The sequence below is a fragment of the Methylophaga sp. UBA2012 genome (assembly GCF_002335235.1).
Classification (GTDB): Bacteria; Pseudomonadota; Gammaproteobacteria; order Nitrosococcales; family Methylophagaceae; genus Methylophaga; species Methylophaga thalassica.
Map to the genome: position 1 here is coordinate 185,437 of NZ_DDCG01000019.1, position 15,770 is coordinate 201,206.

At 42.8% G+C, this 15,770-nt stretch carries 15 protein-coding genes; 10 read left to right on the plus strand and 5 right to left on the minus strand.

Features of this window, described 5'->3' with window-relative positions; all coding sequences use genetic code 11:
- Window positions 1-17 precede the first annotated feature (17 nt).
- Both B2248_RS14040 and B2248_RS14045 read left to right on the plus strand, forming a co-directional pair.
- Window positions 18-1,292 (plus strand): NAD(P)/FAD-dependent oxidoreductase, encoded by a 1,275-nt coding sequence (locus tag B2248_RS14040; protein WP_273180081.1) that lies wholly within the window; start codon window positions 18-20, stop codon window positions 1,290-1,292.
- Window positions 1,293-1,402: 110 nt separating this feature from the next.
- Window positions 1,403-2,560, plus strand: a complete 1,158-nt coding sequence (locus B2248_RS14045; RefSeq protein ID WP_273180084.1) for a citrate synthase — start codon at window positions 1,403-1,405, stop codon at window positions 2,558-2,560.
- Here the strand turns inward: B2248_RS14045 and epmB are convergent, their stop codons facing one another.
- On the minus strand, window positions 2,561-3,568 hold the full coding sequence (gene epmB, locus B2248_RS14050) for an EF-P beta-lysylation protein EpmB (RefSeq protein ID WP_273180087.1): 1,008 nt from the start codon (window positions 3,566-3,568) through the stop codon (window positions 2,561-2,563). It abuts the gene before it with no gap.
- Between the two features lie 51 nt (window positions 3,569-3,619).
- Here epmB and efp point away from each other — a divergent pair, with 51 nt between their 5' ends.
- From efp to B2248_RS14065, 3 genes are read left to right on the plus strand one after another with little or no spacing between them, the layout of a single operon-like run.
- The gene (gene efp, locus B2248_RS14055) at window positions 3,620-4,189 is read left to right on the plus strand and encodes an elongation factor P (protein ID WP_273180090.1); all 570 of its coding nucleotides are present in this window, start codon (window positions 3,620-3,622) and stop codon (window positions 4,187-4,189) included.
- An 8-nt stretch (window positions 4,190-4,197) separates the two neighbouring features.
- On the plus strand, window positions 4,198-5,178 hold the full coding sequence (gene epmA / locus B2248_RS14060; protein ID WP_273180093.1) for an EF-P lysine aminoacylase EpmA: 981 nt from the start codon (window positions 4,198-4,200) through the stop codon (window positions 5,176-5,178).
- A gap of 60 nt (window positions 5,179-5,238) precedes the next feature.
- Window positions 5,239-6,177: a GGDEF domain-containing protein gene (locus B2248_RS14065; protein WP_273180095.1), complete on the plus strand. Its 939-nt coding sequence runs from the start codon at window positions 5,239-5,241 to the stop codon at window positions 6,175-6,177.
- 51 nt (window positions 6,178-6,228) lie between these two features.
- Here the strand turns inward: B2248_RS14065 and B2248_RS14070 are convergent, their stop codons facing one another.
- The 3 genes from B2248_RS14070 to B2248_RS14080 form a co-directional block, all read right to left on the minus strand.
- The gene (locus B2248_RS14070; protein WP_273180098.1) at window positions 6,229-8,370 is read right to left on the minus strand and encodes a TonB-dependent siderophore receptor; all 2,142 of its coding nucleotides are present in this window, start codon (window positions 8,368-8,370) and stop codon (window positions 6,229-6,231) included.
- A gap of 163 nt (window positions 8,371-8,533) precedes the next feature.
- Window positions 8,534-9,841, minus strand: coding sequence for a TRAP transporter large permease (locus tag B2248_RS14075; RefSeq protein WP_273180224.1), 1,308 nt, complete (start codon window positions 9,839-9,841; stop codon window positions 8,534-8,536).
- Window positions 9,841-10,365 carry a TRAP transporter small permease subunit gene (locus B2248_RS14080; RefSeq protein ID WP_007146500.1) on the minus strand — a complete coding sequence of 175 codons (525 nt, stop codon included), beginning with the start codon at window positions 10,363-10,365 and terminating at the stop codon, window positions 9,841-9,843. Before B2248_RS14080 ends, B2248_RS14075 begins: the two co-directional genes overlap by 1 nt.
- 147 nt (window positions 10,366-10,512) lie before the next feature.
- On the opposite strand from B2248_RS14080, the gene B2248_RS14085 reads away from it, so the two are divergent.
- From B2248_RS14085 to thpR, 4 genes are read left to right on the plus strand one after another with little or no spacing between them, the layout of a single operon-like run.
- Window positions 10,513-10,833, plus strand: coding sequence for a DUF4389 domain-containing protein (locus B2248_RS14085; protein ID WP_273180100.1), 321 nt, complete (start codon window positions 10,513-10,515; stop codon window positions 10,831-10,833).
- Window positions 10,834-10,876: 43 nt separating this feature from the next.
- Entirely contained in the window at window positions 10,877-11,647 is a 771-nt protein-coding gene (gene yaaA, locus B2248_RS14090; RefSeq protein ID WP_273180102.1) for a peroxide stress protein YaaA, read from the plus strand.
- Window positions 11,648-11,683: 36 nt separating this feature from the next.
- A complete protein-coding gene (locus B2248_RS14095; protein ID WP_273180104.1) occupies window positions 11,684-13,093 on the plus strand; it encodes a diguanylate cyclase in 1,410 nt (469 codons plus the stop codon).
- A 9-nt stretch (window positions 13,094-13,102) separates the two neighbouring features.
- Window positions 13,103-13,615 (plus strand): RNA 2',3'-cyclic phosphodiesterase, encoded by a 513-nt coding sequence (thpR, locus tag B2248_RS14100; RefSeq protein WP_273180106.1) that lies wholly within the window; start codon window positions 13,103-13,105, stop codon window positions 13,613-13,615.
- A gap of 6 nt (window positions 13,616-13,621) precedes the next feature.
- Here the strand turns inward: thpR and B2248_RS14105 are convergent, their stop codons facing one another.
- Window positions 13,622-14,269: a TetR/AcrR family transcriptional regulator gene (locus B2248_RS14105; RefSeq protein WP_007146495.1), complete on the minus strand. Its 648-nt coding sequence runs from the start codon at window positions 14,267-14,269 to the stop codon at window positions 13,622-13,624.
- Between the two features lie 283 nt (window positions 14,270-14,552).
- On the opposite strand from B2248_RS14105, the gene B2248_RS14110 reads away from it, so the two are divergent.
- Window positions 14,553-15,743 carry an efflux RND transporter periplasmic adaptor subunit gene (locus B2248_RS14110; protein WP_273180109.1) on the plus strand — a complete coding sequence of 397 codons (1,191 nt, stop codon included), beginning with the start codon at window positions 14,553-14,555 and terminating at the stop codon, window positions 15,741-15,743.
- The last annotated feature ends 27 nt before the right edge of the window (window positions 15,744-15,770 follow it).

The window sequence follows — 15,770 nt, forward strand, 5'->3', positions numbered from 1 at the left end:
TAAGTAGGGGAGTTATTATGGCTATTAATCGCCGGCAAGTGATGAAAAGAGCTATATCAGTATCTGCGTTAGCCGCATTTCCGAATATAAGCTCAGCCATGATGACTCGCTCTAAAAAGCCTCAACGTGTTGTGATCGTTGGTGGCGGGTTTGCGGGCGCCACTGCTGCCAAATATATACGCATGTGGTCGCCGGATCTTGAAGTGATTCTGATTGAGAAAAAAACGGCTTTTGTTTCCTGCCCACAAAGTAATCTCGTATTAAGTGGTCACCGAACCCTACAGCAATTGACCTTTGATTATCATGCCCTGAGTTCTTACTACGGTGTGAAGATGATTCAGGCCACGGTAAATGCGGTGGATGTTGATAACAAAAATGTGCGTCTTGATGATAGCACAGTGGTTCAGTATGACCGCCTTATTGTTGCTCCCGGTGTTGATTTTATTTATGACCAGCTAAGCATGCTCACGCCGGAGATTGTTGAGACTAAGATTCCTCATGCCTGGAAAGCTGGACCGCAAACACAGTTGCTGCATGAACAGTTAAAAGCCATGCCTAAAGGCGGCAAAGTGGTGATGACCATTCCACAAGCGCCATTTCGTTGTCCCCCCGGCCCTTATGAACGTGCTTGTCAAATTGCCTTATTTTTAAAACAACATAATCCAACAGCCAAATTAATTATTCTCGATGCCAATGGTGATATCGTCTCTAAAAAAGCCTTGTTTAAAGGTGTTTGGGATGATCTTTATGCCGATATTATTGAGTATCAACCCAGTAATGGTGTGGAAAATATTGATGTTGATACCCTAACGGTCGATAGTGTATTTGATAGTGTTCAGGCAGATGTATTGAATGTTATACCGCCACAACGAGCCGGTAAGGTAGCTGAGCTGGCAGGTGTGATTAATGTGGATAAACGCTGGTGTGAGGTTGATTTTAGAACGTATGAGTCAACTGCTGTTCAGGATGTCCATGTGATAGGTGATGCGGTGGCATCTACCTTACCCAAATCGGGTCATATCGCGAATGTGCAGGCCAAGGTATGTGCAGCCGCGGTCATTGCATTATTGCATGAGCACGATGTTGAACCTGAACCCGTATTTGGTAATACCTGCTATAGTTTTACTGACGGCGAAAAAGCAGGCCATGTCGCGGCTGTATTCAGATATGATCCAAAGACGGAAAAAATGGCGGTGATGCCAGGTGGGGGGATAACACCAACACCTACGTTGTTAGAAGGCGAGTTTGCCGATGCGTGGGCACATAATATCTGGTCAGATATTCTTAGATAACCCCGTTAAATCAGTAGTTAAGAACATCGGTGATGCTGCTGTACCTGCAATGCAGTATAATGCCAGCTTTTCCGATAATCTCCACCATCAAGATAATTATGAGGTTGTAGATGAGTGATTTTTTACCAGGCCTGGAAGGTGTACCCGCAACAAAGTCAGCCATTTCATTTATTGATGGTGAAAAAGGCATACTGAGTTATCGTGGTTATCCACTCGAAACTCTTGCTGAAAACAGTACATTTGAAGAGACCACCTTGCTTTTATTAGATGGTGAATTACCAACTAAGAAAGCATTAAACGATTTTTCCCAACAGTTAAAAGATAATTACCGTATCAAATATCACATTCGTCAGATGATGCGGCATTTTCCCCACACCGGTCATCCCATGGATATGTTGCAAACGGCTGTATCCAGTCTGGGAATGTTCTATCCAGGCACGGAATGTCTGACAGATGCTAACAGCTGTGAAGATCTTGATTACGTGCGTAATATGACGGTGAATATCATCGCTCAAATGGCACCACTGGTGGCGATGTGGGAACACATCCGTAATGGCTGGGACCCGGTTAATCCAAAGCACGATCTGTCTGTTGCAGAAAACTTGTTATACATGTTTAACGGTGAAGAACCGGATCCATTAATGGCAAAAATTATGGATGTGTGTTTGATTCTGCATGCAGAACATACCTTGAATGCTTCTACTTTTGCGGCATTGGTTGCAGGTTCGACACTAGCTACACCATATAGTGTTATTTCAGCGGCCATTGGTACCTTATCTGGACCGTTACATGGCGGTGCCAATCAACGTGTGGTTGGCATGTTACAAGAGATAGGCTCACCGAAGAATGTCGAAAGCTGGGTTGATCAGAAGCTGAAAAACAAAGAAGTCATCTGGGGAATGGGTCACCGTGAGTACAAGGTCAAAGACCCGCGTGCTACCATTTTGCACAAACTGGTAGAACAGTTAGTTGCGGAACGTGGTGGTCATCTGGATGATATGTTCGATACCGCCCTAAAACTGGAAGAAGTCTGTGCTGATCGCCTCGGCCATAAAGGCGTTTACCCGAATGTTGATTTCTATTCCGGCATTCTCTATAGCGAAATGGGCATTCCTGAAGACGAATTCACCGCTTTATTTGCTGTCGCTCGCTCTGCGGGTTGGTTGGCTCACTGGCGTGAACAAATCTGCGATAATCGCATTTACAGACCGACACAAATATATGTGGGTAGTGATATGCGTGACTACACACCTATCGAAGAACGGTAATTAACTAATTACCGTTTTACTGGCTTCACCTTGTTGCTCACGTACCAGACGGGGCACAAGGTAGCCAGGCAATTGTTTTCTCAAAGTCTCAATCAAATTAACCGCTATTTCTTCTTCCACATCAAAATGATGAGCACCTGCTACTTTATCCAGTAAATGCAGGTAATAAGGTTGCACATCGACTTCATTTAAACGTTCACTCAATGTGGCCAATGCGTCCACACTATCGTTAATACCTTTTAATAAGACCGTTTGATTGAGTAATTGCACGCCAGCTTGCCTTAAGTCATTCAGCACCTGTGCCGCTTCCTCATCAATTTCATTGGCGTGATTGGCATGAATCACCATCACCACTTTCAGATGGGTATTTTGCAGACAGTTAAGTAATGAGTCCGTGATACGCTCTGGCAATACGACGGGTAGCCGGGTATGAATTCGTAGTCGTTTTAAATGCGGGATCTTATTCAGATCGCCTATCGCATTATTGAGTTTTTCATCATTCAGTGAAAGCGGATCGCCACCACTCAGGATAACTTCAGTAATTGACGTGTCGGCCCTTAATACATCAAGCGATTGCTGCCACTGAGCAGCCAGCGGATTGCTTTCTGAATAGGGAAAGTGACGACGAAAGCAATACCGACAATGAATGGCACAAGCACCTGTCATCAATAATAAAGCGCGTCCTTGATATTTTTGCAAAATACCGGGGGACTTAACGGCCAAATGATCTCCCACCGGATCGCTATAAAATCCATCGACTTCATAAGCTTCATCAAGCAAAGGAAATACTTGACGAAGTAAGGGATCGGTCACATCACCGTAGCGCATCTTTTTAATGTAACTGAGCGGAACGCGCACGGGAAACTGGCGTATTTTATCTTTATCAATCGCCGATAGTTGGCCGCTAAGCCCTAATAGCGCTAATAACTGGTCGGCATTGTTTACGGCATTAGCGAGTGAGTGCTGCCAGTTTTGTTTTGTCTTTACGGTGGTGGTTTGCGGTATCATAGTGGCTTTTATTTTGAAGCAAGTGAAGATCGTCCCCTAAAAGAGGTTAAGATGGCAAGTTATAGTACAAATGAATTCAAATCCGGCCTGAAGTTTATGCTTGATGGTGATCCATGCAGCATCATTGAAAACGAATTTGTTAAACCGGGTAAAGGCCAAGCATTTAATCGTGTTAAGTTCCGTAACTTGAAAACTGGCCGAGTGAATGAGCGGACGTTCAAGTCTGGCGATACAGTGGAAAGCGCTGACGTTATTGAAGTCGATTTGGAATATTCATACACCGATGGTGAGTTTTGGTATTTCATGGATCCAACTTCATTTGAACAATATGGCGCCGATACCAATGCTATCAGTGAAAGTAAAGACTGGTTGAAAGAACAGTATGTCTACACTGTGACATTATGGAATGGCACACCATTACTGGTCACACCACCTAACTTCGTTAACCTCGCTGTGGTTGAAACCGATCCGGGTGTACGTGGTGATACTTCAGGCGGTGGTGGTAAACCCGCTACACTGGAAACAGGTGCGGTTGTTCGTGTGCCATTATTTATTGAAATTGGTGAAGTCCTCAGAGTAGATACTCGCTCTTCATCCTATGTTGAACGCGCAAAAGACTAAATCCTCATATGTACGATAAAGACTGGCAACCTTCTGCAAGTCTGGATCATTTAAAGCGACGGGCTCAGTTTCTGACTGAGATCCGTCGTTTTTTTTATCAGCGAGATGTGCTGGAAGTCGATACGCCCATTCTGTCTCATGCGGCGCCTACCGCACCGTACCTTGATAGTTTCACTACGGAATATATTGCCGCTGGTGGACAGAAAACCTCATGTTATTTACATACTTCACCTGAATTTGCGATGAAACGGCTGTTAGCTGCTGGTTTGGGGGATATCTATCAAATAGCAAAAGTGTTCCGTAATGGTGAACAGGGCCGACACCACTCTCCAGAATTTACGATGCTGGAATGGTATCGTCCTAGTCTGAATTATCACCAGCTGATGGCTGAAGTCGATGATTTATTACAAAGTGTGGTGGGCTTACCGGCTGCGGTTAAATTGAGCTACCAACAGGTGTTTGCTCAGTATCTCGCTATTGACGTGAGTGATGTGAGTCAACAGCAACTCAAACAGTTTGCTATATCCAAAATAACGAGTCTGCCTGATGACTGGCAAGCTGACAAAGATGGTTGGCTGGAACTGTTGATGAGTGAACTGATTGAACCACAATTAGCCTTGTCGGGTCAGCCCTATATTATTTACGATTTTCCTGCCTCACAGGCACAATTAGCAAAGTTACATCGGTCAGATGATGGAGCAGTAGTGGCCGCCAGATTTGAAGTCTATGCGCGAGGACTTGAACTGGCGAATGGCTATGACGAATGCCTGGAAGCTAACGAACTGAGTCAGCGGTTTGCCAAAGATAATCTTATCCGTCAGCGACAAGGTAAAGCTATGATGCCAATGGATCAGAATTTAATTGCGGCCGTCAATGCTGGGTTACCGGCTTGTACTGGCGTGGCTATCGGTGTCGATAGACTATTGATGTTAAAGCTCGGTGTAAATGATATAAATGCCGTCAGCAGCTTTAGGTTTGAGCAGAGTTAATGCCCGACATTTTCTTGGGTGATGAGTTTATTAGTGAGTTTTGATAAAAGGATCATACCTATGGGCGATATGGATACTTCTATTACCCAGAATAATGATGTTTATAAAACATTATTGGAATCTACAAAAGCTATTCCCTGGCGTATTGACTGGAAAACCATGCGTTTTTCCTACATCGGACCACAAATAGAGAAGTTATTAGGCTGGTCGCCGGAAAGCTGGCAAACGGTCAATGAGTGGGCTGAAAGAATGCATCCTGAAGATCAACAATGGGTGGTCGATTTCTGTGTTGCCCAGTCAAAAGCCGGTGTTGATCATGAAGCCGATTATCGGGCAATGACCAAAGATGGGCATTATGTGTGGATTCGTGATGTTGTTCATGTGGTCAGAGATGAGCAGGGTGAAGTCGAAGCTTTGATTGGTTTTATGTTTGATATTACTGAACGAAAAGAAACCGAACAAAAATTGCTGGATTTGCAAAAAGAGCTGGAAGAACTGTCTTTTAAAGATGGTCTGACCGGTATACCTAACCGACGAATGTTGGACAAAGTGTTAGAAGAAGAATGGATGACGGCTAGACGTCACCAGCAACCCCTGTCTCTGCTGGTAATGGATATTGATTTTTTCAAACAATATAACGATTGTTATGGCCATATTCAGGGCGATGATTGTTTAAAACAGGTTGCCCAGACGCTCACTTCAGCTGCTACGCGATCCAGAGATTTTTTTGCCCGATTTGGTGGTGAGGAATTTGTGATGTTATTGCCGGAGACTGATAATCCTGCTGCAGTAAAAATCGCTGAGCGCTGCCAGCAATTAATGATGAAATTACAAATTAGCCATCAGCAATCTGAGGTTTCACAGCTGCTGACCATCAGTATCGGCATCGGTACGATTGTTCCAGGTCCTCACGATCAGCTTGTCGATTTTGTTGAACAAGTGGACCAGGCCTTATATCGTGCGAAAGAGTCAGGCCGTAATTGTATCAAGGCAGCCTAAACAGATTTGGAGTCTTTAACTCAAACCTGTTTAGGCCGTTCAGGATTATCTTTATAAAGTAGTTTTAAATGACAAGGTGATTAAGCGCGGATCACCTGGATAAATTTTACTATCGTTAGAGCCACCCGTGTAATAGGTTTCATCAAACAGGTTTTCGATATTCAGTGCGAAACGATACTGTTTGATATCGTAATAAAAGCCGAGATCGACGCGTGTATGGCTTGGCAGTTCAACGCGTTTTTCTTTATCCGAGCTGGTGTACTGCGAGGATTGATAGTTTAGTCCCAATGAGGTGCCGACCTTTCCACCCCAGACAGGTTGCGGGACGTTATAGCGCGTCCAGATAAAGCCATTATGCATGGGCGCAAACGCATTTCTGTTACCTACTGTCTCGCTATCAAGGCTATGAGAGATGAACGAGTCAACATTGGCGTAACCGACACGAATCTGCCAGTTTTCGATGGGCAGTGCTTGTATTTCAAATTCTGTGCCTTTGCTTTCCAGTTCACCTACTAATCGGTTTTCATCAGTAACGCTATCTTTTTCCGTAATATTAGTTTTGATGATTTTAAAACTGGATGCGGTGAAGTTGAGTTTGTCATCGAATAAAGCCGCTTTAATACCAAACTCATTTTGTTTACCTAACTCTGGATCAAAGCTTTTACCATCGGCATTTCTACTTTCAATGCTGTTGGGATTAAATGATTCAGAATGACTTAAGTAGAGCGAGATTTCATCTGTCGCTCTGAAAACAAGGGCAGCTTGAGGCAAGAATTTTTTGGTATTTTGTTTCTGAAATTCATCGTCCTTACCGACATTTTTCTCCACAAAACGTGTTCGCTGTGTATCAAAGCGTCCACCCAGCATCACAGAGATATAATCATTCAGATCTACCGTATCCTGAGCGTACAAACCCAGATTGTAATTATCGGTAATCCGGTGATTGCCGGAATCTTGTGCGAGAGGGGTTCCACTGTCTGATGTGGGATTAAACACATTCAAGTTAGGTGTAATACGGTTTGTTGGACCAAAACGTTTTCTGTCAAAATCAGCACGTTCAAAACCGCCATTGATACCAATAAGGGTGTTATGGAATAACTCACCAGTTTCAAACTTATGAGATAAGTTGGCATCAAAGAAATGATATTGGCGTTTATTAACCTGATAACGGTCACGTCTTCTCAAGGTTGAGTCCACAATGTTCGTGGCATCTATCACGGCATTATTTTCATAGAGTTCGCGCTCATCTTCGTGATAAACACTTCTCAGATTGAGGCGGAATACGGTGCTGTCATTAATCTGGTTTTCCAGTCGACCAAATAACGTTAATCCGTCATCATTATCCGAATCACCGTCTCTTTGATAGCGAGTCGACAATGAAGCCGTTTGATCAATATCGTTATTGACGGCGACCAGGCCATCATCGGCATCACGACGTTCACGAATATACTCCATGCCAATGGTAGCATTCATATCCGGATTAATCTGATAAGAAAGGGTGGGGTAAAGATAGAGATTATTATCATTGACACCATCACGGAAGGAATCAATGTTTTCAACACTGCCAATAAAACGGTAGAGTAAATCTTTATCCTCAGTGAGTGCACCGGTAGAGTCATAGGTAAACGTGCCGCCGACATCAGAACCAAACCCTGAGTCACTTGATGCATAACTGCGACCACTAAAGCTGAGACTGGTTTGTGCCTCTGCCTGTGGTTTTTTGGTGACGATATTGACCAGGCCACCCGGTTCCATCAAACCATAAAGCACAGAAGCCGGTCCCTTAAGTACTTCGACGCGTTCAATATTGGCTGTAGACGGAGAGCCAAAGCGTGAGGCAAGGCCCGGTAAGCCATCAATCTGCACATTCTGTAAGCTCGAAGATAAACCCCGTAAGGTAAAACTATTGGCATTGGTGCCAGATTGACTTAGTCCGACAATATAGGGATAAACATCGGCTAGCGTTTCAGCTTGCAAATCCTGAATAAAGTTCTGGTTAACAATATTGACGCTAAACGGTGTGTCTAATAAATCCTGATCGGTTTTGGTCGCTGTTTCGGAGAGTCGGATATAGGGTGTTTGATGACCGGTGACGACGAGGGTGGATAAAGAGGCTGAATTATCTTCGGCCATCACCGATTGAAAAGATAATAAGCTACAGCTCAGGCAAAGAAAGGGAGTAATTGGTTTCATTTTAATCTAAATGTTAATAGTTATCATTAACGATATAGGATAGGTTTTTTAATGAAACTTTACAATTTAAATCACGATATCCAGTGGCTGTTGAGTAAGCTTTAGTCCGTTAACGTAAGCCGGTGCAGAGATGGAGAACAAAACTCCAGCTCTGCAATAGATCTTATTTGGACATAAGCTCAGGCAACCAGAGGCTGATTTGCGGAAAAGCGATGATTAAAGCCAAAACCACAATTTGTATTGCTACAAAAGGCACAATGCCTCGGTAGATTGATTCAAGTTTTAAGGAAGGGGGCGCACTGGCTTTTAGATAAAATAGTGAAAAGCCAAAAGGGGGTGTTAAAAATGAGGTTTGCAGGTTTAAGGCTATCAATAAAGCAAACCATAATGGATCAATGCCCATATGAATGGCTACTGGAGCAATCACCGGTACAACAATAAAACAAATTTCAATGAAGTCCAGGAAAAAGCCTAAGAAGAAAATCAGTAACATACTGAGTACCAGAAATGTCCATTTTCCTCCCGGTAGGCCTGTGAATAAATCCAGAATCAGTTTATCACCACCCATACCAACAAAAACCAGGCCGAATGCGGTGGCGCCGATAAAGATAATAAATACCATACTGGTTAATCGGGTTGTGCGTTGAAGTGCTTCACGTAAATTCGCTAGGTTCATCCGTCGGTGAATAGCAGCAAGTAGAATCGCACCCAGAGCGCCAACAGCAGCTGACTCTGTTGGAGACGCGATACCAAAGAAAATAGAACCTAATACCGCGAGAATTAATAACATCGGTGGCACGAGACTTTTAATCACACTAAAAACTAAATGCGTAGAATCATCGGCCGAATTAGTGATTGCTGGTGCGGCTTCCGGATGTCGCCAGGCGGTCCAGATGACATAAAGAATATAGGCAAGAATTAATAAGGTGCCTGGTACCGCGGCTGCCATAAACAATTCGCCTTCAGGTACGCCGACTACATCACCTAATAAAATCAGAATAATACTAGGTGGAATGATTTGGCCTAATGTGCCAGAAGCGGCAATGGTGCCACTGGCTAAAGCAGGTGAATAGCCACGTTTTAGCATAGACGGTAAGGCAATCACCGTCATTGTGACTACAGAAGCACCAACCACACCGGTTGTTGCAGCGAGAAGCGCACCCACAACAACCACTGAAATAGCCAGCCCGCCACGCAAGCTGCCAAACAAGCGACCCATGGTATCAAGCAGTTCTTCTGCTATCCCAGACTTTTCGAGAATTACTCCCATAAACACAAAAAGCGGCACGGCAAGCAAAGTGAAGTTTGTCATCACCCCCCAAATACGCAGCGGTAACAGACTAAAAAACTCGAAACCTAAAAATATACTGCCAAAACCAAGCGCGATAGCACCTAATGTAAAGGCGACGGGATAACCGATTAACAGCAGTAAAAACAACACCAGAAACATGGCCAGAGCCCAATACTCCATCATTTGGACTCCTTGTTGCAGATAATTTTCAGATTCTTAAGTATGTCAGCTATACCTTGCAGCATAATAAGTGCAAAGGCGACTAAAATCGCCCCTTTGAGAATGAAGCGATAAGGCAGACCGCCGGGGTCAGGTGAGCCTTCATTGTAATAAAATGCATTTTCAGCAAATGGCCAGGCAGTTAATACAATCATCATGCAAAACGGGAATAAAAAGAAGAGCGTGCCTAACAGAGAGATCCACGCGCGCCCTAAATCAGAAACGAACCGGCTTTGATAGAAAATATCAACTCGGACATGTGCGTCATGCCGAAGGGTATAAGCTCCACCGAGCAGAAAAACCAGCGCAAATAAATGCCATTCCAGTTCCTGCAAGGCGACAGAACCATAGTTGAATAAATAGCGCATAGCTACGTCATAACAAATGAGTAACACCATGGCCAGTATCAGCCATGATACTGCTCGACCAGTCAGGTCGATAAAATTTTCAATGACGGAAATGAATGGCTCAAAGCGTGTTTTCATGTCGATATGTCTATGTGCTCTACAATCGAACAAGTTTCCCATAAATCACAGTTAAGCTCTAGTTTCTGTCATATACCTTCAATGTTCTTACTCATATAAAGAGGGAAGTGATAAAGTTGTCTCTGGAATAATTTCAGGAGAGAGAGCATGGATAACGAGCAAATTAAACAAAATATGAGTAATAAAAATCAATGGACACGGATCCTGTATATGGTTCTGTTTGCGATCATTCTTTATTTGAGCATGATGGTGGTCTGGCTGGTGGTATTGGTTCAATTACTGTTTGCACTAATAACAGGTAAACCACATCAGGATATTGCAGATTTTGCAGCGGATTTGAGCCAATATGTCTATCGGATTGTGGCGTTTTTAACTTATACCAGCGAGTATCGCCCCTTTCCCTTTAGTGACTGGAAAAGTGGTGGCTCTTTAAGAGATGTGACACGCAATGATAGCGATGTTAATTGAAGCCTTTAACGTTTTTATTTTTTGAATTTATGCAGGAAATTTTATGCTGACTGTTATTTCACCGGCGAAAACTCTGGATTTTGATACGCCGCCAATCACACAAACTTACTCTCAACCGCGATTTTTGACGCAGTCAAAACAACTCATTGATACATTGCGCAAGTTAAATGTGGCGGATATTGCCAGTCTGATGAAGCTCAGTGATAAATTGGCCGGGTTAAATGTGGCCAGATACGAATCCTGGCATACCCCTTTTGATTTGGATAATGCTAAACAAGCCGTTTTAGCGTTCAAAGGTGATGTTTACACAGGTTTAGAGGCTGAGACACTTGACGAAAAACAACTGGCATTTGCTCAAAAGCATCTCAGAATTCTGTCTGGTCTTTATGGGGTATTAAAACCCTTAGATCTGATTCAGCCATATCGTCTTGAAATGGGCACCAAGCTGGAGAATGCACAAGGTAAAGATCTTTATTACTTCTGGGGCAGTGATATTCGTGAATCACTACAGGCCGAAGAGTCACTGCAGGATGAAGTGCTGATTAACCTGGCCTCAAATGAATATTTTAAAGCCGTTGAAGCAAAAAAGCTGACTGCTCGAATTATTACACCAGTCTTTAAAGATTGGAAAAATGGCGAATACAAAATGATCAGTTTTTATGCCAAAAAAGCACGGGGCATGATGAGCCGATATATCATTGAACATCAGATACAAGATCCTGATAGAATTAAGAATTTTGACACGGATGGCTATCGTTACAGCGCCGATATGTCGAAAAAAGATGAGTGGGTTTTTATTCGTGACCATGAATGATTCGATGCTATAAGTGATATGAGGCTATCAAGGAAGATGAAGTTGAGCTTACGGTTTTTACTGTTACTTTGTGTTTATATCTCGGTTCAAGCTCCCTCGTTTGCTCAACAAACACTTAATCTGACAGTATCAGAGCAAGCCTTCCTTGATAAAATCGACGAGATTCATCTTTGTACCGATCCAGATTGGATGCCTTACGAAGGGATTGATAAAAGCGGCCATTACACTGGCATCATGTCGAGTTTTCACCAATTATGGTCAAGCATGATTGGTAAGCCGGTAGTGCTGGTGAAAACGGTCAGCTGGGATCAATCACTCGAATTTATTCAGCAAAAAAAATGTGATGTGTTATCCAGTGCCCAGGATATCCCTGAAAGACGCGATTATCTGACCGTTACTAAACCCTATATAACCTATTCACTTGCGTTGGCGACTCACCCTGATATTCCATTTATTATTAACTTGTCTCAAGTAAAAGATAAAAAATTTGTTATGGTTAGAGACTACGCTGCCATAAAACTTATCAGGGACAATTATCCTGGATTGAATATTATTGAAGCCGGTAGTGCTGTTGAGGGCCTGAAACTGGTAGAACGCGGGATGGCGTTCGCATTTATTGATACCGTGCCGAGTATCAATTATCAAATGCTGGCACACGGTATTTCTCATCTGAAAATCAGTGGTGTGCTTAATGAACAGTACAATATGTCTGTTGGTATTCGTAAAGACCTTCCTTTGTTATTGTCGATTTATAACAAAGCAATCAATGCAACTAGTGAAGCCCAACGCCAACAGATTTTGAATAATTGGCTATCGGTCAAATTGGAATATGATGCTGACTATAGTTTGTTATGGAAATTACTTGCTGGTTTATTCATCATTCTCCTCTTGTCTCTTTATCGTTATCGCGTTGTTCATCGACATAATAGGGAGTTGAAAGCGGTCAATAAAAAACTGGTGTATATGTCACAAAATGACCAGTTAACCGGATTACCCAACCGTTACTATCTGCATGAGGCATTTCAGGAAGCATTGCAGACTTACCATCGATATCAACATCAATTTTCGGTCATCATTATGGACATTGACCATTTTAAGAAAGTGAATGATACCTATGGTCATGTCATTGGTGACCAGGTTATAAAAAAAATTGCTGATATGTTGTCTGAGAATTTGAGAGACACAGACATCGTTGGCCGTTGGGGTGGCGAAGAATTTTTAATCGTCTGTCCTGAGACCAACAATCATGGAGCTAAGGCTGTGGCCGAGCATATGAGACGATTGATCGAGGACACTGATTTTGGCTTAGATGATCTGCAAGTGACGGCAAGCTTTGGTGTGACTGAGTACAATGAAGATGAAGCAGTTGATGACTGCATAAAAAGGGCCGATATGGCGCTATACCGAGCCAAAGAACTTGGTCGCAATACAACGATTGTCTTTTAGTCTATTTTGATGAGAAGGGTATTTTTTGCACTTTGGCCAGATGATGCCACACGCAATGCGGTCAGCCAATTATCTGAATGTCTTGAACAACCGGGTTTAAGAAAATTAAAGTCGACCAATTTACACGTTACATTAGCTTTTTTAGGGAACGTTGAAGAGGACGTTATTCTGACCTTAAGACAGAGGGCAAGAACACTGAGCTCATCTTCAGTCACACTTCAATTTGATGAAATTGATTACTGGTCAAGACCTCGAATAGTCTGCTTAACCTGTCAGAAACAGCCATTATCCTTATATCAATTGGTCAATGCTTTAAACCACTTGATACGGGATTTACCTGTCCATAAAGAAAGCCGTCCATTTCGTGCTCATATGACGTTGGCCAGAAAAGCAAAATATCGACCTCAGATCTGCTTTAACGCGATTTCAATGCGGGCAAAAAAATTTGCTTTGGTTGAGTCAGTTTCTTTAGCATCAGGGGTGGAATACAGGCTAATAGAAAGTTGGGAGCTACAAGCATAAGCATCACTATTTTGCTAGCAGTGGTTGCTTATTCCAGGTAGCTGATTCCGTAAACCAATATTCTTCTTTGATACCCAGAAGCCGGTATAAGCCTTCAGGCAGATCTTTTCTTACGGTTGAAATATCAGTCTGAAGGTGAGCAAAGCTCATTACACCGTGAATATAGGTGTACATCATTCGGCCTAAACTTTCTGGATCGGCCTTGTAATTGAGATAGCCAGCTGATGCCAGCGCTTTAACCAGAGCAATATCATAATTAATGGCTGTTTGTGACAGCGATCGTAAGGCTTCCAATACCTGTTCATCATCCGTACCAATTTGTGCTCCGGCGTTAAAGAAGGGACAGCCTGGTATCGGTTTATTACGTGTACTTATTTTCGATTTAAAAACAAACTCGATGAGATTCTCAAGTTGTTGCAGAGGCGAGTTGATAGGTGAAAAAACAGCATCTAGGTCGGTTTTTATAACTTGCCAGTAATAGCTTGCGGCTTCACAAAATAAAGATGCTTTAGAATCAAAGTGATGATAAAACGCACCTTTGGTTACCCCTGCCTGGCGACAAATATCATTGACGCCAACGCAGTTGTAGTTGCTTTGCCAGATCAGCTCCAGTGCTGTTGACAATAGCTTTTCACGAGTTTCTGTGACAGACATATTTTATAAACCACTCATTCTAATAATACAGTATAGATACCGCTCGGTTTGTGTGACAAGTTTCTTACAAGAAACTATCCAAAATGAAAGCATACTTTAATTAAGATGAGTTACCGTGATGGTGATTTAGATCGTTGTTTTATATGAATCTTGTAGAAAAGTTGACTATTTTCTCGGTCATATTGACTAACATACCGGTCGGTATGTATTCTATTGCAGTTTATCCTGAACAGGATAGTTTTATCAAGGACCTGCTAGGCTTATCTGGCTCACGGAGATTTCAATGTCTGAAGTATCATCAAACCGTCAAAATCGCGGTGGATTAAAGCTACTTATTTTTATTCTTGTGTGCATCGCAGCGGGATTTGCCTATGTGATGTTTGCACAGCAGGGTGAGAAATCTGCACAAGCCGCAGCGCCAAATACGCCGCCGCCACCTGTCGCTGAGGTGATTACCGTAAAACCAGAGAAAGTCCGTATCTGGACAAGCTTTTCTGGCCGTTTGAGTGCAGTTGATAGAGCGGATATCAAACCGCTCGTCGGCGGCGAACTTCAACAGGTATTGTTCACTGATGGTCAGTTAGTGGAGAAAAATGAGCTACTTTTTGTTATCGACCCACGTCCATACAAAGCCGCTTTAGCTAGTGCCGAAGCGCAATTGGCATCTGCTAAATCGAAAGCGACGCTGGCCAAAGATGAGCTCGCTCGTACAGAAAAACTGGTCAGAGATAAATTGGTGTCGGATAGTGTTTTTGATGCAGCCAAAAATGAAAATCAGGTTGCCATAGCTGCTATTAGTGAAGCAGAAAGTGCTGTCTCACAAGCAAAACTGAACCTGAATTATTGTTATATTCGTGCGCCATTTTCTGGTCGTGTCAGCCGCGCTGAATTGACGGTAGGCAATATCATCGAAACGACACCCAGTGCGCCAGTATTAACTACCATTGTCGCAAATGATCGTTTTTATGCTGAGTTTGATGTGGATGAGCAGACTTATATAAAAATGATGAGAAATACGGACAAGGAACACAAAATGCCGGTTGATATGACACTGGCGGCTGATGAGAGTGTTGTGTATCACGGTGATATTTATTCTTTAGATAATCGTTTGGATATTGCCAGCGGCACAATTCGTGCCCGAGCTATTTTTGATAATAAAGATGGTGCGTTGACACCGGGTATGTACGCCAATGTAAAAGTCGGTTCTGCTGATAAACAAGATGCATTGCTAATCCCTAGTAGAGCTATTGGTACCAACCAAAACAAAAAGTTTGTATTTGTCATTAATGATGAGAATCAGGCCGTTTATCACGAAGTCGAGTTAGGTGGACACCATCAGGACAAGCGTATTGTTTTATCTGGATTAAAAGCCGGTGATAGAGTCGTTGTGAATGGCTTATCACACATCAGAGCAAATATGGTTGTTTCACCAAAAACAGTCGATGAAACAGATGCTCCGGTTTCAGAAGAGTAATTCTGACAGTAAGTTAATTCGCTATAT